Origin of the sequence: Stenotrophomonas sp. ESTM1D_MKCIP4_1 (assembly GCF_003086895.1) — a bacterium.
Lineage (GTDB): Bacteria > Pseudomonadota > Gammaproteobacteria > Xanthomonadales > Xanthomonadaceae > Stenotrophomonas.
This window is the reverse complement of the sequence record NZ_CP026004.1, coordinates 4,367,925-4,389,076: the sequence shown is the minus strand read 5'-3', so window position 1 is coordinate 4,389,076 and position 21,152 is coordinate 4,367,925. Positions and strand designations below refer to the sequence as shown.

General features: G+C 67.2%; 20 protein-coding genes. 16 read left to right on the top strand and 4 right to left on the bottom strand.

Annotated elements, in window-relative coordinates; translation table 11 throughout:
- Positions 1–27: 27 nt before the first annotated feature.
- The 3 genes from mntP to acs form a co-directional block, all read right to left on the bottom strand.
- Positions 28–603 carry a manganese efflux pump MntP gene (mntP, locus tag C1924_RS19885; protein ID WP_108766863.1) on the bottom strand — a complete coding sequence of 192 codons (576 nt, stop codon included), beginning with the start codon at positions 601–603 and terminating at the stop codon, positions 28–30.
- 355 nt (positions 604–958) lie between these two features.
- Positions 959–1,624 carry a response regulator transcription factor gene (locus tag C1924_RS19880; protein ID WP_046982592.1) on the bottom strand — a complete coding sequence of 222 codons (666 nt, stop codon included), beginning with the start codon at positions 1,622–1,624 and terminating at the stop codon, positions 959–961.
- Between the two features lie 122 nt (positions 1,625–1,746).
- On the bottom strand, positions 1,747–3,690 hold the full coding sequence (acs, locus tag C1924_RS19875) for an acetate--CoA ligase (RefSeq protein WP_108766862.1): 1,944 nt from the start codon (positions 3,688–3,690) through the stop codon (positions 1,747–1,749).
- 244 nt (positions 3,691–3,934) lie between these two features.
- On the opposite strand from acs, the gene C1924_RS19870 reads away from it, so the two are divergent.
- The 4 genes from C1924_RS19870 (at position 3,935) to xth (ending at position 9,616) form a co-directional block, all read left to right on the top strand.
- The gene (locus tag C1924_RS19870; RefSeq protein WP_108766861.1) at positions 3,935–5,362 is read left to right on the top strand and encodes a DcaP family trimeric outer membrane transporter; all 1,428 of its coding nucleotides are present in this window, start codon (positions 3,935–3,937) and stop codon (positions 5,360–5,362) included.
- A 79-nt stretch (positions 5,363–5,441) separates the two neighbouring features.
- Complete coding sequence (locus C1924_RS19865; RefSeq protein ID WP_108766860.1) at positions 5,442–7,097, top strand: MFS transporter; 1,656 nt, start codon at positions 5,442–5,444, stop codon at positions 7,095–7,097.
- 214 nt (positions 7,098–7,311) lie between these two features.
- Entirely contained in the window at positions 7,312–8,721 is a 1,410-nt protein-coding gene (locus C1924_RS19860; protein ID WP_108766859.1) for a coniferyl aldehyde dehydrogenase, read from the top strand.
- A 127-nt stretch (positions 8,722–8,848) separates the two neighbouring features.
- Positions 8,849–9,616 carry an exodeoxyribonuclease III gene (gene xth / locus C1924_RS19855; protein WP_108766858.1) on the top strand — a complete coding sequence of 256 codons (768 nt, stop codon included), beginning with the start codon at positions 8,849–8,851 and terminating at the stop codon, positions 9,614–9,616.
- Positions 9,617–9,686: 70 nt separating this feature from the next.
- Here xth and C1924_RS19850 read toward each other — a convergent pair whose 3' ends face one another.
- Positions 9,687–9,938, bottom strand: coding sequence for a GlsB/YeaQ/YmgE family stress response membrane protein (locus C1924_RS19850; protein WP_108766857.1), 252 nt, complete (start codon positions 9,936–9,938; stop codon positions 9,687–9,689).
- Positions 9,939–10,028: 90 nt separating this feature from the next.
- On the opposite strand from C1924_RS19850, the gene C1924_RS19845 reads away from it, so the two are divergent.
- The 12 genes from C1924_RS19845 to C1924_RS19790 all read left to right on the top strand — a co-directional run bounded on the left by C1924_RS19845 (position 10,029) and on the right by C1924_RS19790 (position 21,136).
- The gene (locus C1924_RS19845) at positions 10,029–10,628 is read left to right on the top strand and encodes a 4'-phosphopantetheinyl transferase superfamily protein (protein ID WP_108766856.1); all 600 of its coding nucleotides are present in this window, start codon (positions 10,029–10,031) and stop codon (positions 10,626–10,628) included.
- A 39-nt stretch (positions 10,629–10,667) separates the two neighbouring features.
- On the top strand, positions 10,668–11,306 hold the full coding sequence (gene rsmG / locus C1924_RS19840) for a 16S rRNA (guanine(527)-N(7))-methyltransferase RsmG (RefSeq protein ID WP_108766855.1): 639 nt from the start codon (positions 10,668–10,670) through the stop codon (positions 11,304–11,306).
- Between the two features lie 112 nt (positions 11,307–11,418).
- A complete protein-coding gene (locus tag C1924_RS19835; RefSeq protein ID WP_108766854.1) occupies positions 11,419–12,216 on the top strand; it encodes a ParA family protein in 798 nt (265 codons plus the stop codon).
- Positions 12,216–13,136, top strand: a complete 921-nt coding sequence (locus C1924_RS19830; protein ID WP_108766853.1) for a ParB/RepB/Spo0J family partition protein — start codon at positions 12,216–12,218, stop codon at positions 13,134–13,136. The genes C1924_RS19835 and C1924_RS19830 overlap by 1 nt, the downstream gene beginning before the upstream one ends.
- An 84-nt stretch (positions 13,137–13,220) precedes the next feature.
- Entirely contained in the window at positions 13,221–13,946 is a 726-nt protein-coding gene (locus C1924_RS19825; RefSeq protein WP_108766852.1) for a suppressor of fused domain protein, read from the top strand.
- Positions 13,947–13,991: 45 nt separating this feature from the next.
- On the top strand, positions 13,992–14,957 hold the full coding sequence (locus C1924_RS19820; RefSeq protein WP_108766851.1) for an NAD-dependent epimerase/dehydratase family protein: 966 nt from the start codon (positions 13,992–13,994) through the stop codon (positions 14,955–14,957).
- Between the two features lie 90 nt (positions 14,958–15,047).
- Positions 15,048–15,770 carry a glycosyltransferase family 2 protein gene (locus C1924_RS19815; RefSeq protein WP_108766850.1) on the top strand — a complete coding sequence of 241 codons (723 nt, stop codon included), beginning with the start codon at positions 15,048–15,050 and terminating at the stop codon, positions 15,768–15,770.
- A complete protein-coding gene (locus C1924_RS19810; protein ID WP_108766849.1) occupies positions 15,770–16,111 on the top strand; it encodes a lipid-A-disaccharide synthase N-terminal domain-containing protein in 342 nt (113 codons plus the stop codon). The genes C1924_RS19815 and C1924_RS19810 overlap by 1 nt, the downstream gene beginning before the upstream one ends.
- Positions 16,112–16,572: 461 nt before the next feature.
- Positions 16,573–18,342 carry a DUF885 family protein gene (locus tag C1924_RS19805; RefSeq protein WP_108766848.1) on the top strand — a complete coding sequence of 590 codons (1,770 nt, stop codon included), beginning with the start codon at positions 16,573–16,575 and terminating at the stop codon, positions 18,340–18,342.
- Positions 18,343–18,473: 131 nt separating this feature from the next.
- The gene (locus C1924_RS19800) at positions 18,474–18,839 is read left to right on the top strand and encodes a hypothetical protein (RefSeq protein ID WP_159094855.1); all 366 of its coding nucleotides are present in this window, start codon (positions 18,474–18,476) and stop codon (positions 18,837–18,839) included.
- 60 nt (positions 18,840–18,899) lie between these two features.
- Positions 18,900–20,171: a TolC family protein gene (locus tag C1924_RS19795; protein ID WP_108766846.1), complete on the top strand. Its 1,272-nt coding sequence runs from the start codon at positions 18,900–18,902 to the stop codon at positions 20,169–20,171.
- Entirely contained in the window at positions 20,168–21,136 is a 969-nt protein-coding gene (locus tag C1924_RS19790) for an efflux RND transporter periplasmic adaptor subunit (RefSeq protein ID WP_108766845.1), read from the top strand. Before C1924_RS19795 ends, C1924_RS19790 begins: the two co-directional genes overlap by 4 nt.
- The last annotated feature ends 16 nt before the right edge of the window (positions 21,137–21,152 follow it).

Here is a 21,152-nt window from a genome sequence, read left to right as displayed (position 1 = left end):
GCCGGCAACCACGCAATCCTCAACGTGTTACGCCACGCCGTGCAGGTGTTCGTACAGGATCGTCGAACCGATGATGATCAGGATCACGCCGCCGATGATCTCGGCGCGCTTGCCGACCATGCTGCCCAGCACACGGCCCAGCATGATGCCGGCGGTGACCATGGTGAGCGTGCACAGGCCGATGACCGCCGCCATCACGCCGATGTGCACGTCCATGAAGGCCAGGCCGATGCCCACCGCCATCGCGTCGATGCTGGTGGCGAAACCGGTCAGTGCCAGCTTCCAGAAGCCGTGGTGATGCGAGGGATCTTCATCCTCTTCGCCGCTGTCCGGGCGCACGCCGTTGATGATCATGTGCACGCCCAGCGCAACCAGCAGGCCGAAGGCGATCCAGTGGTCGAACGCTTCCACGTACTGCAGGGCGGCGCGGCCGAGCAGCCAGCCGATGACGGGCGTGATCGCCTCGATGACGCCGAAGATGATGCCGGCGCGGAGCGCATCACGGAATACCGGCTTGCGCATGGCCGCACCCTTGCCGATCGCGGCAGCGAAGGCATCGGTAGACATGGCGAAGCCGATCAGGAGGATTGAAACAGGAGACATTGGCGGCTGCTGAAGGTTGGGCAAGGACGGACGCACGGCTCGCGCTCGCGCCCAACCTGACGTTGCGCGCGCGGGCCGCTGGTCTCGCCAACCATCATGGTTGTCCGCGCCACGGCGCACTGGCCGAGTATGTTGACGTGGACGATTCCTGCACAGGAATCCGGCTACTCCCCAAGGGGAGGCGAAGCTTAGCACCGCGATCCGTGCGTGGCGCATTTGCGGGCAAACGCGCAGGCAGGGCTGGTTTGTATAGCGATGGCTATATCGCGGGTGATCCAGTAGTGCCGGCCGCTGGCCGACAGACGCGATGGCAGGAGCGTGCCAGACGATTGCCGGCCAGCGGCCGGCACTACCGTCAGTCTTCTTCCGGCGGCAGCACGATGGCGTCGTCGTCGATGGCCAGCTTGCCGGCCATCAGCACCGCCTGGGTGCGGTTGGTCACGCCCAGCTTGCGCAGGATGGCGGTGACGTGTGCCTTGATCGTCGCTTCGGAAACGTTGAGGTCATAGGCGATCTGCTTGTTCAAGCGACCGGCACCAAGCATCTGCAGCACACGGAACTGCTGCGGGGTCAGTTCGCGCAGGCGATGGCCGACCTCGCGTTCCTCGCTGCCGGTGGGGGGCACGTTGTGCGCCTCCGGCGGTGCCCACGTTTCGCCGTCGAGGATGGTGCCCAGTGCATGGCCGATGGTGTCCGAGTCGGCCGATTTCGGAATGAAGCCCAGTGCGCCGTGATCGAGCGCGCGGCGCATCACCGTCGCTTCTTCGCGGGCGGACACGACCACCACGGGCAGGTGCGGGTGCAGCGAGCGCATGTGCACCAGCGCGTTGAATCCCTGCGCGCCGGGCATGTTGAGGTCCATCAGGACCAGGTCGGCGTCGTTGTGCTGGTCGGCCAGCGCATACAGCGCTTCCACGCTGTCGGCCTCGAACAGCTGCACGCCCGGAATGACCCGCTGCACGGCTCCGCGCAGGGCTTCACGGAACAACGGGTGGTCATCGGCAATCAGGAGGGTGGTCATGGGTCGAGCTTATCGATCAGGAAAAAGGGGCGACGTGACGGCCGGCACGGGACGGGTTGGACGTGGCCGGGTCCCTCCCCCCGGCCGCGTCCCTGGCGCGTCCCGCGCCCGCCTTCATGCCATCAGCGTACCTTGCGCTCGTCCACCAGCGAGGCCACGACCGACGGGTCGGCCAGGGTCGAGGTGTCGCCAAGCTGGTCCGGCGCGTTCTCGGCGATCTTGCGCAGGATGCGGCGCATGATCTTGCCCGAGCGGGTCTTGGGCAGGCCTGGCGCCCACTGCAGATGGTCCGGCGTAGCGATGGGGCCGATCTCCTTGCGCACCCACGCCACCAGTTCCTTGTGCAGTTCGTCGCTGGGGGCTTCGTCGGCCACAAGGGTCACATAGGCATAGATACCCTGGCCCTTGACGTCGTGCGGGAAGCCGACGACAGCGGCTTCGGCCACCTTCGGGTGGGAAACCAGCGCGCTTTCCACTTCGGCGGTGCCGATGCGGTGGCCGGACACGTTGATCACATCGTCCACGCGGCCGGTGATCCAGTAATAGCCGTCCTCATCGCGGCGGCAACCGTCGCCGGTGAAGTAGCTGCCCGGGTAGGTGCGGAAATAGGTATCAATGAAGCGCTGGTGGTCGCCGTACACCGTGCGCATCTGGCCCGGCCAGGAATCACGGATGATCAGGTTGCCCTCGGTCGGGCCGTCCTGCACTTCGCCATCGGCATTGACCAGCGCCGGCTGCACGCCGAAGAAGGGCAGGGTGGCCGAACCCGGCTTGAGGTCCATCGCGCCGGCCAGCGGCGAGATCAGGATGCCGCCGGTCTCGGTCTGCCACCAGGTATCGACGATCGGGCAGCGGCTGTCGCCCACCACTTCGTAGTACCAGCGCCAGGCTTCCGGGTTGATCGGCTCGCCGACGCTGCCGAGCAGGCGCAGCGAGGCGCGCGAGGCTTTCTTCACTGGCTCCTCGCCTTCGCGCATCAGGGCGCGGATGGCGGTGGGCGCGGTGTAGAAGATGCTCACCTTGTGCTTGTCGATCACGTTCCAGAAGCGCGAGGTATCCGGGTAGTTCGGCACGCCCTCGAACATCAGCGAAGTGGCACCGTTGGCCAGCGGGCCATAGACGATGTAGCTGTGGCCGGTGACCCAGCCAACGTCGGCGGTGCACCAGTAGATGTCGTCCTCGCGCAGGTCGAACACCGCTTCATGGGTGTAGGCCGCGTACAGCAGGTAACCGCCGGTGGTGTGCAGCACGCCCTTCGGTTTGCCGGTGGAACCGGAGGTGTAGAGGATGAACAGCGGGTCTTCCGCGTTCATGCGCTCGGGTTCGCAGGTGGACGGCTGGCTGTCCACCACGTCGTGGAACCAGCGGTCGCGCGGGGCCTGCATGTCTACTGCGCCCCCGGTGTGGCGTACCACCAGCACGGTTTCGACGGTATTGGTACCCGGCAGTTTCAGTGCGGCGTCGACGTTGGCCTTCAGCGGAATCCTGCGGCCACCACGCAGGCCTTCGTCGGCGGTGATGATCAGCTTGCTCTGGCAGTCGCTGACGCGGTCGGCGATCGAGTTGGGCGCGAAACCGCCGAACACCACCGAGTGGATCGCACCGATGCGCGCGCAGGCCAGCATGGCCACGGCAGCGTCGACGATCATCGGCAGGTAGATGGTGACCCGGTCGCCCTTCTTGACGCCCAGGTTGCGCAGCGCGTTGCCGAGGCGGCAGGTGCGCTCGTACAGCTCGCGGTAGGTCACGTGCTGGGCGGGTGCGTCCGGGCTGTCCGGCTCGAACAGGAGGGCGGTCTTGTCACCGCGCTTTTCCAGCTGGCGGTCCAGACAGTTCACGCTGGCGTTGAGCTCGCCGTCCTCGAACCACTTGATGTGGAAGTCGGCCAGGTCGTAGCTGACGTTCTTGATCTTCGTCGGACTGCGCATCCAGTCCAGCCGCTCGGCGGCCTTGCCCCAGAACGCATCCGGGTCGGACACCGAGGCCTGGTACTGCTGCTGGTAGGACGTCTTGTCGATGCGTGCCTTGGCGGCGAACTGCGGATCGACGGGATAGATATCAGCCATGGCACCCTCACTTGCACGTTGACTTTGTATGTGCGGTCGCAGCATCGCAACGACCCTCCGCCATCAGTGTGCCCCATCCACCCCCGGTCGCGTCACCGCCGCGCTTAGACCATGGTCGAAAGACGGTGCCCTGCAGGCCCGGCTTCGACCAATGGCGAATACCGCTATACATAAACGCACCGCAGTCTCGGCTCGACCGTGCCCCACGCGCGGCATCACCTTGCCACTTGGGAGAGAGGGCAACATGAGCCACCGTACGTTGAAAGCCGTGCGCACACCTTTGGCGGCCTGCCTGCTGGTCGCCCTGGTGGCACCGGGCATGGCGTTTGCAGAAACCGCCAAAGAGAAAGCGCTGGAAGCGCGCGTCGCCGAACTGGAGCGCCAGGTCCAGGCGCTGCTGTCGTCGCAGCAGCAACAGCAGACCCAGATCGTCCAGACCCAGCAGGCGGTGACCGACGTCCGCGCCGTGCAGGACGAGCAGAAGCCGGTCGCACAGGTGCCGGCCGGCAAGCAGCCGATCCAGGTCACCACCATTACCCCGGGCGCTGCGCCGGGCACCACGGTCAAGATCGGTGGCTTCATCAAGGCCGACTTCCTGGCCACCCAGACCGGCGATGGCCAGCTGGCCGACGATGCCACCGGCCGCGCACTGTACCTGCCGGGCCAGACCCCGGTGGCCGGCGCCGGTGGTTCGGGCAAGCGCTCTGACGTGGACTACAACGCCCACGCCAAGTTCTCGCGCTTCAACCTGGGCATCGACAACGTCAGCGAGTCGGGCAACAAGGCTGGCGCGTTCTTCGAGATGGATTTCTTCGGCAACTCGCTGGGCAACCAGACGGCCACCAATACCTACGGCGTGACCCTGCGCCACGCTTACATGTACTGGAACAACTGGCTCGCCGGCCAGACCTGGTCCAACTTCATGGATGCGGCCGCGCTGCCGGAGGCTGTCGACTTCGTCGGCCCGACCGACGGCGTGGTGTTCGTGCGCCAGGCCCAGGTGCGCTACACGCAGGGCGGCTTCAGCGTGGCCTTGGAGAACCCGGAAACCACCACCCTTACCGGTACCCGCAACCCGGTCACCGGCGCGTGGACCAATGCCAGCGCCAACTCCGACCGTGGCAGCCTGCCTGACCTGACGATGCGTTACGGCTGGAAGGGCGACTGGGGCACCTTCGGTGTCGGCGGTATCGTGCGTCAGCTGAAGGTCGATAACCAGGCCAGCGGCGCCAAGGCCGACAAGGTGGCCGGTGGCCTGACCCTGGGCGGCAAGTGGGTGATGGGCGGCAACGATTCGCTGCATTACCAGCTGACCGGTGGTGAAGGCATCGCCCGTTACATCGGTCTGGGTGTGACCGCCGATACCGCGTATGACGTAGTACGTGACGAACTGAACCCGACCGGCGTGCTTGCCGGCTACGTGGGCTGGCGGCACGCGTTCACCCCGAAGCTGCGTACCAACCTGATCTACGCGCGCAGCGATTACGACAACGATGGCAGCCTGGGGCCGCTGGTCACCAAGAGCGTGCAGAGCATCCGCGGCAACATCTTCTACACGCCGATGCCCAAGGTCGATATCGGTGCGGAGTACATGTACGGCGTGCGTGAGATCGAGGACGGCCGCAAGGGCGACATCAACCGCGTGCAGTTCACCACGAAGTACAGCTTCTAAATGAGTGCCGACCCACGGTCGGCACCTACCGGGATTGCATGCCGACCAACGGTCGGCATCTACAGAGGGAAAACGTCTCATGTCCAGCACACCTGCACCGGCGAAAGCCCAACTTACCCAAGGCCACAAAAAGGTCATCTTCGCATCGAGCCTCGGCACGGTGTTCGAGTGGTATGACTTCTTCCTGTACGGCTCGCTTGCCGCCATCATCGCCAAGCAGTTCTTCAGTGGTTTCAATGAAACCACCAGCATGATCTTCGCCCTGCTGGCGTTCGCCGCCGGCTTCTTCGTGCGTCCGTTCGGCGCGGCCTTCTTTGGCAGCCTCGGCGACCGCATCGGCCGCAAGTACACCTTCCTGGTCACCATCCTCATCATGGGCATCTCGACCTTCCTGGTCGGCGTGCTGCCCAACTACGCCACGATCGGTTTCGCCGCGCCGGTGATCCTTATCGTGCTGCGCCTGGCCCAGGGCCTGGCGATGGGCGGTGAGTACGGCGGTGCCGCCACCTACGTGGCCGAGCACGCGCCGGATGACAAGCGCGGCCTGTACACCAGCTTCATCCAGTGCACCGCCACGCTCGGCCTGTTCATGTCGCTGCTGATCATCCTGGCGTGCCGCTACTTCCTGGGCAACGAAGCCTTTGAAGCCTGGGGCTGGCGCATTCCGTTCCTGGTCTCCATCCTGCTGCTGGGCATTTCGGTGTGGATCCGCCTGCAGCTGAGCGAGTCGCCGCTGTTCCAGCAGATGAAGGCCGAGGGCAAGGGTTCCAAGACCCCGTTCCGTGACAGCCTGAAGGGCGGCAACCTGAAGCTGATGCTGCTGGTCCTGCTGGGTGCTGCGGCTGGCCAGGCCGTGGTCTGGTACGGCGGCCAGTTCTACGCGCTGTTCTTCCTGAGCAGCATGCTGAAGGTCGATGCCACCACCTCCTACCTGCTGATCGCCGCTGCGCTGGCGCTGGGCGTGCCGTTCTTCATCTTCTTCGGCTGGCTGTCCGACCGTATCGGCCGCAAGAAGATCATCCTCGCCGGCTGCCTGCTGGCTGCCATCACCTACATCCCGATCTTCAAGGGGCTGACCCACTTCGCCAACCCGGCGGTGGAAGAAGCACGCAGCAACTCGCCGGCGCTGGTCGTGGCCGATCCGGCGACCTGCTCGTTCCAGTTCGATCCGGTGGGCATGCGCAAGTTCACCAGCTCCTGCGACGTGGCCACGGCCGCGCTGACCAAGGCAGGTGTGCCGTATGACGTGCAGCCGGCCGCTGCCGGCTCGCTTGCGATGATCAATGTGGGCAGCGCCAGTGTCACCTCGTACGAGGCCGCCGGCCTGACCAAGGAAGAAGGCAAGGCCAAGGCGGATGCCTTCGGTGCAGAGCTGAAGACCGCCCTGACCACCGCCGGCTACCCGGCCAAGGCCGATGGCGCGCGCATCAACTACGCCGGCACGATCTTCATGCTGTGGCTGCTGGTGCTGTACGTGACCATGGTCTACGGCCCGATCGCCGCCTACCTGGTGGAACTGTTCCCGACCCGCATCCGCTATACCTCGATGTCGCTGCCGTACCACATCGGCAACGGCTGGTTCGGTGGCTTCCTGCCGGCGATCTCTTTCGCGCTGGTGGCAGGCACGGGCAACCTCTACTACGGCCTGTGGTACCCCATCATCATCGCGCTGATGTCGGTGGTGATCGGTGGCCTGTTCCTGCGTGAAACGAAGAACGTGGACATCACCAAATAACCGGTGGGTTCAATGTAGTGATGGAAAGGCCGCGGTGCAGACCGCGGCCTTTCTGTTTGTGGGAACGGGGGCTGGAAACCCCGCGCTGCGCGCGATAGTCGACCAACGGTCGACTCTACCGTCGCGCGGTCCAGCACGCCCGGGGTCAGATCCCTTTCGCTTGCGAAAGGGATCTGACCCCAGTGAAAGGCGCGGCAGCCCGTATAGTCGGCCCATGACCACCACCGCTCCGGCCGACCTTCCCGCCCTCCTGCACACCCTGCGCAGCGCCTGGCAGGCCCAGCGCCCTTCGCTGGACCAGCGCGGGGACGACCTGCGACGCCTGCGCGAGGCGCTGAAGCCGCGCCTGGATGAAATGGCGCAGGCCATCGCCGCCGACTTCGGCCACCGCGCCGACGTTGAATCAAAGCTGGCCGATGGCATGAGCGTGCTGTCGGCCATCGACCACCTGCGCCGCCATCTGCGGCCCTGGTCGAAGCCGCAGCGGGCATCGGCGGGCTGGAAGCTGTGGCCGGCGCGCGCGCAGCTGCGGCCGACGCCGCTGGGCGTGGTCGGCGTGATCTCGCCCTGGAACTACCCGGTCACGCTGGCGCTGGTGCCGCTGGTCACGGCCATCGCCGCGGGCAACCACGTGCTGCTGAAACCTTCCGAGCACACCCCGCGCACCAGTGCCTTCCTGGCCGATCTGCTGGCCGGCGTGTTCCCGCCTGATCGGGTGGCGGTGGTGCAGGGCGGGGCGGACGTGGCCGCGGCGGTGTCCTCGCTGCCGCTGGACCATCTGCTGTTTACCGGCTCGACCGCCGTGGGCCGCAAGGTGATGGCCGCCGCAGCCGAGCATCTGGTGCCGTTGACCCTGGAGCTGGGCGGCAAATCGCCGGCGATTGTCTGCCGCGATTTCCCGCTGGAAAAGGCTGCCGCGCGACTGGCCACCGGCAAGTGGTTCAACGCAGGCCAGACCTGCATCGCGCCGGACTACGTGCTGATCGACACGGCGCGCCAGCGCGAATTCGTGCAGGCGCTGCAGCAGCAGGTGCGCGAGCGCTATGGCGACTTCAGCGATGCCGGCGATTACACGCGCATCATCAACGAGGGCCAGTACCAGCGCCTGCAGGGCTATCTGGCGCAGGCGCGCGAACGTGGCGTGCCGGTGATCCCGCTGGCGCAGGTGGACGCGGCGCGCGCCGACCGCGAGCGGCTGCTGGTGCCGACCGTGGTGCTGGACCCGCCAGACGACCTGGACCTGATGCGCGAGGAAATCTTCGGGCCGATCCTGCCGGTGCGGGCCTACCCGGATCTGGAGGCGGCGCTGGCCGATGTGCTGTCGCGCGAGCGGCCGCTGGCGCTGTATCCCTTCAGCCATGACACGGCCACGGTGGAACGCATCCTCGGCCAGGTGGTGGCGGGCGGGGTGACGGTGAACGACACGCTGCTGCACTTCGCCGCCGACGGCCTGCCGTTCGGTGGGGTAGGGGCCAGTGGCATGGGCGCGTACCACGGCCGGGCCGGGTTCGATGCCATGAGCAAGCGGCTGCCGGTGCTGTGGCAGTCGCGCTGGGCGGCCAGTGATCGCCTGCGGCCGCCGTACTCGAAAATCGCGGGGTTGTTGAAGCTGCTGGTTCGGTGAAGCCACGTATGGCGTGGCTCTACTGACGGGATCTGCTCTGGTAGGTGCCAACCTTGGTTGGCACACGGAGATTCACGCGCCAACCAAGGTTGGCGTCTACCAAAGCAGGGGCGGGTAGAATGCCCCCATGAAAATCGCCTCGTGGAACGTCAATTCGCTCAATGTCCGCCTGCCGCACCTGCAGCAGTGGCTGAAGGACTTCGGTCCGGACATCGTCGGTATCCAGGAAACCAAGCTGGAGGACCACAAGTTCCCCGATTCGGCACTGGCCGAAGCCGGTTACCGCAGCGTGTTCGCCGGCCAGAAGACCTACAACGGCGTGGCGCTGCTGTCGCGTGAGCCGGCGCAGGACGTGCAGATCGGCATTCCGGGTTTCGAGGACGAGCAGAAGCGCGTCATCGCCGGTACCTTCGGCGATCTGCGGGTGATCAACCTGTACGTGGTGAACGGCCAGGACATCGGCACCGACAAGTACGACTACAAGCTGCGCTGGCTGGACGCGGTGCACGCCTGGATCGCGCAGGAACTGCAGCGCCATCCGAAGCTGATCGTGATGGGTGACTTCAACATCGCACCGGATGCGCGCGACGTGCACGACCCCGAGGTCTGGAACGAGAACCATATCCTCACGTCCACCGCCGAGCGCGGTGCGCTGGAAAAACTGCTGCAGCTGGGCCTGCACGATGCGTTCCGCCTGCACAACGACGAGGCCGGCGTGTTCAGCTGGTGGGATTACCGCGCCGCCGGCTTCCGCCGCAACCTGGGCCTGCGCATCGACCTGACCCTGGTCTCCGATGCGCTGAAGGCAAGTGCCGTGGCCTCGGGCATCGACCGCGAGCCGCGCACCTGGGAGCGCCCCAGCGACCATGCGCCGGCGTGGGTCGAGATCGGTTGAACGAAGAAGGCCCGGCGACTGCCGGGCCTTCTGGAACAGATACCGGCCAGCGGCCGGCACTACCGCTGTTTCACCGTATGCTCTTGCGGGTGAACAGGTTGACGATGGCCAGCAGGATCACCGCGCCGATCAGCGAGAACAGGAACGTGCGCAGGGTGATGGCATCGTTGATGCCGCCGCCGAACAGGAAGCCGGCAATCAGCGCGCCGACGATGCCCACCACGACGTTGAGGATGATGCCCTGCTGGGCGTCGCGACGCATGATGATGCTGGCCAGCCAGCCCACGATGCCGCCAACGATCAGCCAGATGATGATGCCCATGAACGTGACCTCTGGAAGGGGAAGGGACGGGGACCAGTTGACCCGCAGTGCCGTGAAACCGTCGTGCAATCCCGTGACGGGCGCGTGCGGATGAGCCTGCCAGCCACCCTCGACGGCCCCTGGCGTTTCGGCCCGGTGACGGTCTGGCGCTGCCCGCATGTGCCCGGCCAGCGCGGTGAGCCGCAGGCCCGGCAGGTGCTGGCGCAGGCGCTGGGCGGTGAACCCGATGCCCTGCCGCTGGTGCGCGACGACAAGGGCCGGCCGGAACTGGCCGGCGCGCTGGCCCACTACGGCACCGGCTGGAGCCACAGCGGCGAGGTGCTGCTGGTGGCGCTGGGCGAGGGCGTGCGGCTGGGCGTGGACCTGGAACTGCTGCGCCCACGCCCGCGGCTGCTGGAAATCATCCAGCGCTTCTTCCACCCCGACGAAGTGGCGTGGCTGCAGGGGCTGGCTGCCGACGAGCGCGAACACTGGTTCTTCCGCGTGTGGTGCGCCAAGGAAGCGCTGCTCAAGGCGCACGGCCAGGGCATCTCCTTCGGCCTGCACCGCCTGCAGCTGGCGCCCGGCGCCGATGGTGCCCTGCACCTGCGCTGGTGCGACGCCGAACTGGGCCAGGCCGAGCGCTGGCACCTGCACGAATGGCAGGCCAGCGGCCAGTTCCGCGCGGCATTGGCGTGGTATCCACACTGAAGCGGCGAACCGGCGGGCAAAACCGGCGATAATGACGGCATGAGCGAACACGATCTTCCCGCCGGCGCGGTCTCCACGCTGGAACAGGGCCTGGCCAGCATGGGCCTGGCGGCCGCATTGGCGCCGCCGCTGCTGCGCTACCTGGCGCTGCTGCACCGCTGGAACGGCACCTACAACCTCACCGCCATCCGTGATCCGCAGGAAATGGTCACCCGCCACCTGCTCGATTCGCTGGCGATGCAGCCGTTCGTGGCCGATGGCAGCCTGGCCGATCTCGGTACCGGCCCCGGGCTGCCGGGCATCCCGCTGGCCATCGCCTGCCCGGGCCTGCAGGTCACCCTGGTGGAGAGCAACGGCAAGAAGGCGCGCTTCATGCGCGAAGCCGTGCGCCAGCTGGGCCTGGCCAATGCACGCGTGGCCGAATCGCGCGCCGAGGCGCTGGACGAGGCCGGCCGCTACGACCAGCTGACCGCGCGCGCGATGGATACCCTGGCCGGCATTGTCCGCGTCGGTGGCCACCTGCTGCGCCCCGGTGGCGTGCTGCTGGCCATGAAGGGCGTCTACCCGCATGACGAGATCGCGGCCCTGCCGTCAGGCTGGCAGGTGCGCGAGGTGACCCCGCTGAGCGTGCCCGGCCTGGCCGGCGAACGCCATCTGGTCACTGTTACAGGCCCCTGAACCCCGCCGCCAGCCCTTTGCGGAACAACGGGTTGGCGATCCATGATTTCCGCACGGGGCCGGTTGTACGCATAATGACCGGTCCCAGCACACGTCGACGAGGCACACCCGCATGGCCCGCATCATCGCCATCGCCAACCAGAAGGGTGGCGTCGGCAAGACCACGACCGCCGTCAACCTGGCCGCTTCCCTGGCCAACGCACCCAAGCGCGTGCTGTTGGTCGACCTGGATTCGCAGGGCAACGCGACCATGGGCAGTGGCGTGGACAAGCGCGAGCTGGTCTCCTCCACCTACGATCTGCTGCTGGGCGAAGCCAAGGCAGCGGACGTGCGCGTGGCCACCGCCGAGGGCTACGACCTGCTGCCGGGCAACATCGACCTGACCGCGGCCGAGATCCAGCTGATGGCGCAGGAAGAGCGCGAGCAGCGCCTGAAGCGCGCGCTGGCGCCGATCCGCGACGAGTACGACTTCATCCTGATCGACTGCCCGCCGGCGCTGTCGCTGCTGACGCTCAACGCGCTGGCCGCCGCCGATTCGGTGCTGGTGCCCATGCAGTGCGAGTACTACGCGCTGGAAGGCCTGAGCGCGCTGGTGGAAACCATCGAAGCGCTGCGCACCAACCTCAACCCGGTGCTGGAGATCGAGGGCGTGCTGCGCACCATGTTCGACGTGCGCAACAACCTGGCCAACGCGGTGTCGGCCGAACTGACCGAGCACTTCGGTGACCGCGTGTTCCGCACCATCGTGCCGCGCAACGTGCGCCTGGCCGAAGCGCCCAGCCATGGCCAGAGCATCGTCGGCTACGACCGCGCCTCGCGCGGTGGCGTGGCCTACCTGGGCCTGGCCGGCGAGATCATCCGTCGCAACAACGACCGCAACAAGGCCGCCAAGGCCGTGGAGACCGCCTGATGACCAGCAAGCCTGCCGCCAAGAAGCGAGGCCTCGGCCGCGGACTGGACGCCCTGCTGGGCCCCAAGGGCGCGGCCAGCCAGGTGCAGGCCACCACTGCGGTCATCGAACCCCTGCCGGGTGAAGTGCTGCGCAAGCTGGCCGTGGGCCAGCTGCAGCCGGGCAAGTACCAGCCGCGCCGTGAGATGGACGAAGGCAAGCTCTCCGAGCTGGCCGATTCGATCAAGTCGCAGGGCGTGATCCAGCCGATCCTGGTGCGCCAGCTGCCGGCGGGCAACTACGAAATCGTTGCCGGTGAGCGCCGCTGGCGCGCATCGCAGCTGGCCGGGCTGGACGAAGTGCCGGTGGTGGTGCGCGAGCTGGAAGACCGCACCGTCATCGCGATGGCGCTGATCGAGAACATCCAGCGCGAAGACCTGAATCCGCTGGAAGAAGCCGAAGCGCTGCAGCGCCTGATCAGCGAATTCACCCTGACCCACGCCGAGGCTGCCGAAGCCGTCGGCCGCTCGCGCGCGGCGGTGTCCAACCTGCTGCGCCTGCTGGAGCTGCCGGTCGCCATCCGCCTGCTGCTGGAAACCCGCCGCCTGGAAATGGGCCACGCCCGCGCGCTGCTGACGCTGGCCCCGGAACTGGCCGGCAAGCTGGCCCAGGAAGCGGCGGATGAAGGCTGGTCGGTGCGCGAGGTTGAGCGCCGTGCGCAGGCATTCGCCGCCGGCAAGGTGCCGAGCAACCGTCCGGTGGCCTCGCCGAAGGTGCAGCAGGCCGACATCGCTTCGCTGGAAACCGAGCTGTCCGAATCGCTGGGTACCAAGGTGGCCATCAACCACGGCCGCGGCGGCAAGGGCAAGCTGATCATCCATTACACCGATCTGGACACGCTGGACGGCGTGCTGGAAAAGCTGCGCACCCGCCAGGGTTGAGCGTGGCATCACTGCAACCGCGCACGGCAGGAACCTCGCACACCGCCGGACGGCGCCGTGCCGCGGCTCATCCAGGGAGCAGGAATGAGCATTGAGACCGACGACACCAGCCCGGGCGGCAGCCCGATCCTGCGGCACAGCCGGGAGAAGGAGTTCACCCCGGCCCGGGGTGAATCGCACATCGAGGCCATCAGTGCGCACATCGAGCGCCATCTGGGCCCGGTGTCCGGTGTATTCCACGAAATCATCTCCGACCTGGTGCATATCGACGTGCACGTCGTGCCGGCCAGCGAACAATTCCCGTACCTGCGCCTGGTGACCTCGGGCATGAGCGACCTGCCCATGACCACGCCCGCAGAGGTGGAGGTGCCGCAGTACATGGAACTGATGGTGACCCTACCGGCCGACTGGCCGATCACCCAGGACGCCTTCGAGGATGAACGCAACTACTGGCCGGTGCGCCTGCTGAAGACGCTGGCGCGCCTGCCGCACGAGTACGACACCTGGCTCGGCTTCGGCCACACCATTCCCAACGGCCACCCCGCCGAGCCGTACGCGCCCGGTGTGGGTTTCGATGGTGCCATCGTGCTGCCGCCGGTCTCCGCCCCCGATGACTTCGCCACACTGCAGCTGGACGACGGCATCACCGTTGAATTCATGTCCATCGTTCCGCTGTACCCGGAAGAGATGGACCTGAAATTGAAGAAGGATGCCGAGACCCTGCTGGGCCGCTTCGATGCGAAGAACATCAAGGATGTGATCGTGCCGGGTCGGACCAACGTCGCAAAGAAGCGTTTCGGTTTCTTCTGAGATCGGTAACATCCTTCGTCTGAACTTCGTTCCAGAGCCCTTGCCATGACCATCCTGCTCACCGGCGCTGCCGGCTTCATCGGTGCCTACACTGCCCGCGCGCTGCTGGAGGCCGGCCAGGCCGTGGTTGGCCTGGACAACTTCAACGACTACTACGACCCGCAGATCAAGCGTGATCGTGTCGCCGCGCTGTGCCCGGGCCTGGACCTGCGCACGCTGGACCTGACCGACCAGCAGGGGCTGGCCGCGCTGTTCGATGAGGTGCAGCCGACGGCGGTGATCCACCTGGCCGCGCAGGCCGGCGTGCGTTACTCGCTGGAAAACCCGCACGCCTACGTCGACAGCAACCTGGTCGGTTTCGTCAACATGCTCGAGCTGTGCCGCCACCGCGGTGTGCAGCACCTGGTCTACGCCTCCAGCAGTTCGGTGTATGGCGATTCGGCCACGCCGCCGTTCTCCGAGGACCAGCGCGTGGACCAGCCGCGCTCGCTGTATGCGGCCACCAAGGCGGCCAACGAGCTGATGGCCTACACCTACGCGCAGCTGTACGGCCTGCGTTCCACCGGCCTGCGCTTCTTCACCGTGTACGGTCCGTGGGGCCGGCCGGACATGGCGCCGCTGCTGTTCTCGCGCGCGGTGCTGGCCGGGCGGCCGATCGACGTGTTCAACGAAGGGCGCATGCAGCGCGATTTCACACATGTTTCCGACATCGTATCGGGCATCCTCGGCGCCCTCGCGAACCCCAGCACCGAACCCGTGCCGCACCGGGTGTTCAATCTCGGCAACCACACCCCGGTCGAGCTGGAGCGCTTCATCAGCGTGATCGAGCAGGCCGCCGGCCGCCCCGCGCAGAAGGTCTACAAGCCGATGCAGCCGGGCGACATGGTGCGCACGATGGCCGACACCCGCCGCGCTCACGAGGCCTTCGGCTTCGACGCAGCCACCCCGATCGAACAGGGCCTGCCGCCGGTGGTGCAGTGGTGCCGCGAGTATTTTGGCGATCGCGCCTGAGGACGGACCCTCACGCAGCCGGATTCATCTTCGGATAACCTCGGCTTTGGAGAATGCGCGGTCTTTGTATCCCTGCTGGCCGAGTGACCCATGAGCCACCCCGAGCTTTCCGTTGTCGTTCCAGTGTTCAACGAGCGCGACAATGTCGCGCCCCTGGTCGGCGAAATCGTGGCCGCGCTGCGCGGCCAGGTGCCGTTCGAGATCGTCTATGTGGACGACAACTCGCGCGATGACAGTCTTGCCGTCCTGCAGGGCCTGAAGGCCACCACGCCCGAGCTGCGCGTGCTGCACCACGTCAGCCAGAGTGGGCAGAGCACGGCCGTGCGTACCGGCGTCCGCAATGCCCGTGCACCGTGGATCGCCACCCTGGATGGCGACGGCCAGAACGACCCGGCGGATATTCCCCGGCTGCTGGCCGCACGGCAGAGCGCCGATGCGCAGGTGAAGCTGTTCGCCGGCTGGCGCGTGAACCGCCAGGACAGCGGCAGCAAGCGCTGGGCCAGCAAGTGGGCCAATGCGATCCGTGCACGCATGCTGCGCGACGACACGCCCGACACCGGCTGCGGCATCAAGCTGTTCGAGCGCGAGGCCTTCCTCGACCTGCCGTACTTCGACCACATGCACCGCTACCTGCCCGCGCTGATGCAGCGGGCCGGCTGGAAGACCACCAGCGTGCCGGTCAACCACCGCCACCGCACCGCTGGCGTGTCCAAGTACAACAACCTGGGCCGCGCGCTGGTCGGCATCCGCGACCTGCGCGGCGTGGCCTGGCTGATCACCCGCAGCAAGCGCACTGCGGTGGAGGAGCGTTGATGGAGTTGCACTGGCTCGACCAGCCGTTGACCTGGCTGTACTGGACCGGCCTGCATGTGACCGGCTGGAAGGTGATCGGCTACACCGGTGCGCTCATGTTCGGTGGCCGCTGGCTGGTGCAGTTCGTCGCCTCCAAGCGCGCCGGGAAACCGGTCATCCCGCGCCTGTTCTGGTACATGAGCGTGGTCGGCAGCCTGATGACGCTGAGCTACTTCCTGTTCTCGGCCAAGCAGGATTCGGTGGGCGTGCTGCAGAACCTGTTCCCGGCGTTCACTGCCCTGTACAGCCTGCACCTGGACATCAAGCACCGGGGCTGGAAGCGGGACCGGGCCAGCCATTGAGGTCCAGGGTCGGATCCCGTTCCGCCGGAACGGGCTCTGACCCCTGATGTTTGCACGTGCGCCAACCAAGGTTGGCGGCTACCAGAGCGCGGCCACTTGCTGTGGGTAGAGTCGACTGTCAGTCGACTATCGCGCGCAGCGCGGGATTTTCCGTGCTGGCCGAAGCGCAGCCGACCAACGGTCGGCTCTACCACGCGCCTTCGGCCTGCCACGCAGTGCGCCAACCAAGGTTGGCGGCTACCAGAACGGGGCCGCTTGCTGTGGGTAGAGTCGACTGTCAGTCGACTATCGCGCGAAGCGCAGCCGACCAACGGTCGGCTCTACCACGCGCCTTCGGCGCTTGGGTCCCGGCCTGCGGCCGGTCCCCGGTCCTGCCTGCCGCGCAGGCAGGACCTTCGTCCCATGCCACGGGCGCTGCGCGGTGCGATGATCGGGATCTGCCTTCCCGGGAACCTGTGCTCGTGAAAACCCGCCTTGCCGTTGCTCTGCTGATTGCCCTGTCCGCCCCTGCGCTCGCCCTCGCCGCCGCGCCTGCTGCCGCACCGGCCAGCATGGCCACCGAATCGGCTGCCGATACCGCCTTCCGCGCGTTGTATGAGAAGGAATGGAAGTGGCGCCAGGAGGGCGGCGGTGAAGCCAGTGAGGACGAGGACGCGCCGGCCAACGCGACCCGCATGCCCGATGTGGGTCCGGCTGCGCAGCTGGCCCGCCTGAAGGTATGGGACGAGACCCTGGCCGGGCTGAAAAAGGTCGACGCCAAGGCCCTGTCGCCCGACAACCAAGTGAACTACGCGATCTACCGCGACCAGGTGTTCAACCTGGCCGAAGCCGTGCGCCTTCGCACCTACGAGATGCCGTTCAATTCGGACTCCTCATTCTGGTCCAACCTGTCCTTCATGGCCCGGCGTGAGATGAAGACCGCGCAGGACTACCGCAACTACATTGCCCGCCTGAATGATGTGCCGCGTTATTTCGGCCAACAGACCGACAACATGCGCGCCGGCCTCAAGCGTGGCTTCAGCGTGCCGCGTGCGGTGCTGGACGGCCGCGAAGTGTCCATCGCCACCGTGGCTGAGCTGAAGGACCCGACCGGGTCGCCGCTGTACGCGCCGTTCAAGAAGCTGCCCGCCAGCATCCCGGCCGCCGAACAGGCCGCGCTGCGCGAGCAGGCGGTTGCGGCGATCGGCGGCAAGGTCGTGCCGGCGTTCCAGCAGCTGCGCACGTTCTTCGTCAGCGAATACGTGCCGCAGGCGCGCACCACCCTGGCCGCCGAAGTCATGCCCGATGGCAAGGCCTTCTACAAGCAGCAGATCCACGAGTACACCACGCTGGACCTGTCGCCCGATGAGATCCACCGCATCGGCCTGGGTGAAGTGGCGCGCATCCAGAAGGAAATGAACGACATCATCCAGCAGGTGCAGTTCAAGGGCAGCTTCGCCGAGTTCCTGACCTTCCTGCGCACCGATCCGCAGTTCTACGCCAAGACGCCGGAAGAGCTGCTGTCGCGTGCCGCATGGATCTCCAAGCGTGCCGACGGCCAGCTCGGCAAGTTCATGACGCTGCCGCGCGCGCGCTTCACCATCGTGCCGGTGCCGCCGGACATCGCGCCGTTCTGGACCGCCGGCCGTGGCGGCATGGGCACCTACTGGGTGAACACCTACAACCTGCCGTCGCGCCCGCTGTACAACCTGCCGGCACTGACCCTGCATGAATCCGACCCGGGCCACGCGCTGCAGGGCGCGATCGCCGCAGAGCAGAAGAACCTGCCCGAGTTCCGCCGCAACGCCTACATCTCCGCCTATGGCGAAGGCTGGGCGCTGTACTGCGAGAAGCTGGGCGTGGAAATGGGCATCTACGAAACGCCGTACGAAGATTTCGGCCGCCTCACCTACGAGATGTGGCGTGCCGCGCGCCTGGTCATCGATACCGGTGTGCACAGCAAGGGCTGGACCCGCGAGCAGGCCATCGCCTACCTGCGCGACCACACCGCGCTGAGCGAACACGAAGTCACCACCGAAGTAGACCGTTACATTTCCTGGCCCGGCCAGGCGCTGAGCTACAAGCTGGGCGAGATCGCCATCGTGCGCCTGCGCGCGCAGGCCGAGAAGGAACTGGGTGATGGGTTCGACATCAAGGCCTTCCACGATGTGATCCTGAAGCAGGGCTCGGTGCCGCTGCCGGTGCTGGAACAGCAGATCCAGGCCTACATCGCCGAGCGGAAGAAGGCCTGAGGGCCATGTGACCCTGCTCGGGGGTCGGATCCCTTTCCCGTGGAAAGGGCTCCGACCCCACTCCAGGTGCTCCCCCCTGCGATTGTGTAACGGCGCTACCGGCCGCTACCCTCCAGCAGATGATCCGCTTCGTGCGCCGCCGTCCGTCGTTCCTGCTCCGCCTGCTGATGCTGGTGGTGGTGGCCGTCGGCACCGTGGGCGGTGCCACCGCGTCGGCGCTGGGCGAACTGCACGAAATGGCCCACCAGGATCATCCGGCTGCGCCGCATGACGCGGCCGGCTTCGAGACCGGGCACGACCCGGACGACGCCAGCGCACGCCTGCTGCATGCGCTGGTGCATTGCGGGCATTGCCATGGGCAGGGCGGCGTACTGCCGTTCGCATTGGCCAGCTGGGAACTGTCAACGCCGCCATCGGCCGCCGCGCCGACCACGGTCGAGCCCGACGTCCGTCCCGCGCCGCTGGAATCGCTGCTGCGCCCTCCGATCCAGGCCTGATTGATCGCCCGCCATGCGCGGGCCCTCTGATCCTGTCCTGCGTTTTCCGGAGTATTTCCCATGTGGATCCGCCTGGCCGCCTTCGCGGCCCTGGCGATCGCGCCGTGCGTGCACGCACAGGCGCCATCGTCGCTTGACCCGTTGACCCTGGACGCGGCCGTCGACCGCGTTGCCCGCACCCATCCCGACCTGCGCCTGCCCACGCTGCAGCGCCAGGCCGCACAGGCGCGCCTCGACGGCGCCGGCCTCAAACCCGCGCTGGTGTTCGGCGTGGACATCGAGAATGCGCTGGGTACCGGCGCCAACCGCGGTTTCGATGCCACCGAAACGACGGTGACCTTGGCCGGTGTGCTTGAGCGTGGCGGCAAGCTTGATGCCCGCCGCGCGGTGGCCCAGGCCAACCTCGATGCACTGGCCCCCCAGCGCGAGATCACCCGCCTGGACCTGCTGGCCGAGACCGCGCGCCGCTACCTGGCCATTACCGCAGCCAAGGCGCGATACCGCGTTGCGCTGGACGACATCGAGCAGCGTCGCCGCGCGGTGGCCGCCGCGCGCCTGCGCCTGCAGGCCGGTGCTTCGCCGGCCTCGACGCTGATGACCGCGCAGGCGGCCCTGGCCCAGGCCGAGCTGGACCGCGACCGCGCCGGGCAGGCCGGGCAAGCGGCACGCATGGCCCTCGCCGCGCTGTGGAATGCACGCGAGGTGGACTTCGAGGCGGTGACCGGCGACCCGATGCAGCTGCCGGCCCTGCAACCGTTCCAGGCCTTGGCCACGCTGCTGGCGCAGACGCCGGAACTGGCGGTGATCGCCAACGAGGCGCGCGTGCGTGAGGCACAGCTGCAACTGGCGCGCAGCCAGCAGCGCAGCGATGTGTCGTGGCAGCTGGGGGTACGCCACCAGCGCGAAAGCGGCGACAACGCTTTCGTGGGCGGGTTCAGCCTGCCGCTGGGCAGTGCCCGCCGCGCCGAACCCGAGATCCGCGCAGCGCAGGCCGAACTGGCCATGAGCGCGGTGGAACGCGAGGCCCGCGCCCTGCAGTTGTACGCCACCTTGGCCGAAGCGCATGGCCGCTACGTCACCGCGCGGCTTGAGGTGCAGCGCATGGGCAGCGACGTGCTGCCGCAGCTGCAGAAAGCCGAGAAGGCCGCCGAAACCGCCTGGCGTGCCGGGGCCATCAGCTACCTGGAATGGGCACAGCTGCAGGCCATGCGTATCGAGGCACGCCAGCGCCAGCTTGATGCCGCCCTGTCGGCACAGACCGCCCTGATCGAAATCCAGCGCCTGAGCGGGCAGCCGCTGCTGGCCATCCCTGCCGAAGGAACCCAGCCATGAAGGCCTCCAATACCCTGATCCGCCTGCTTGCCGTGTCCCTGCTGCTGGCGGCGTTGACCGCGTGTGGCGCCAAAGCACCGCCGGCATCGGCCGCCGCCGATGGCCACGATCATGCCGACGGTGAAGCCCACAAGGACGAAGACGCCGCCGAGCACACCACCATCACCGCCGCGCAGGCCACGGAAGCGGGCATCATGAGCGCCGCCGCAGGCCCCGGCACCATTGCCGACGAGCACGACGTGCAGGGCCTGCTCGCACCCGTGGATGGCCGCACTGCGCAGGTCACCGCCCGCTTCCCCGGCCCGGTGCGTGCGCTGCGCGCCAACGTCGGCGACCGCGTGCGTGCCGGCCAGCCGCTGGCCAGCATCGACAGCAACCTCAGCCTGACCACCTACAGCGTAGCCGCCCCGATCAGTGGCGTTGTGCTGTCGCGCCTGGTGCAGGTGGGGTCGGTGGCGGGAGAAGGCCAGGTGCTGTTCGAGATCGGCGACCTGTCGCAGCTGTGGGTGGACCTGCACATCTTCGGTGCCGACACCCAGCACATCACTGCCGGTGTACCGGTCACCGTCACCCGCATGACCGATGGGGTCAGCCAGACCACCACGCTCGAACGCGTGCTGCCCGGTACCGCCACCGCCAGCCAGAGCACGGTGGCGCGGGCCAGCGTGGACAACCGCGATGGCCTGTGGCGCCCGGGTGCGGCGGTGCGTGCGCGCATCGTGGTGGCCAGTACCCCGGCCGACATCGTGGTGCCGTTGACGGCGCTGCAGACGCTGGATGGCAAGGACGTGGTGTTCGTCCGCGACGGCGATACCTACACCGCTCGCCCGGTCACGCTGGGTGCACGCGACGCCGGCCAGGTCGCGGTGAATGCCGGGCTGCGCGCAGGTGAGCAGGTGGTGGTCGAACAGAGCTATACGGTGAAGGCCGATATCGGCAAGGCGGGGGCCAGCCATGAACACTGACCTCGCTCCACGTCCC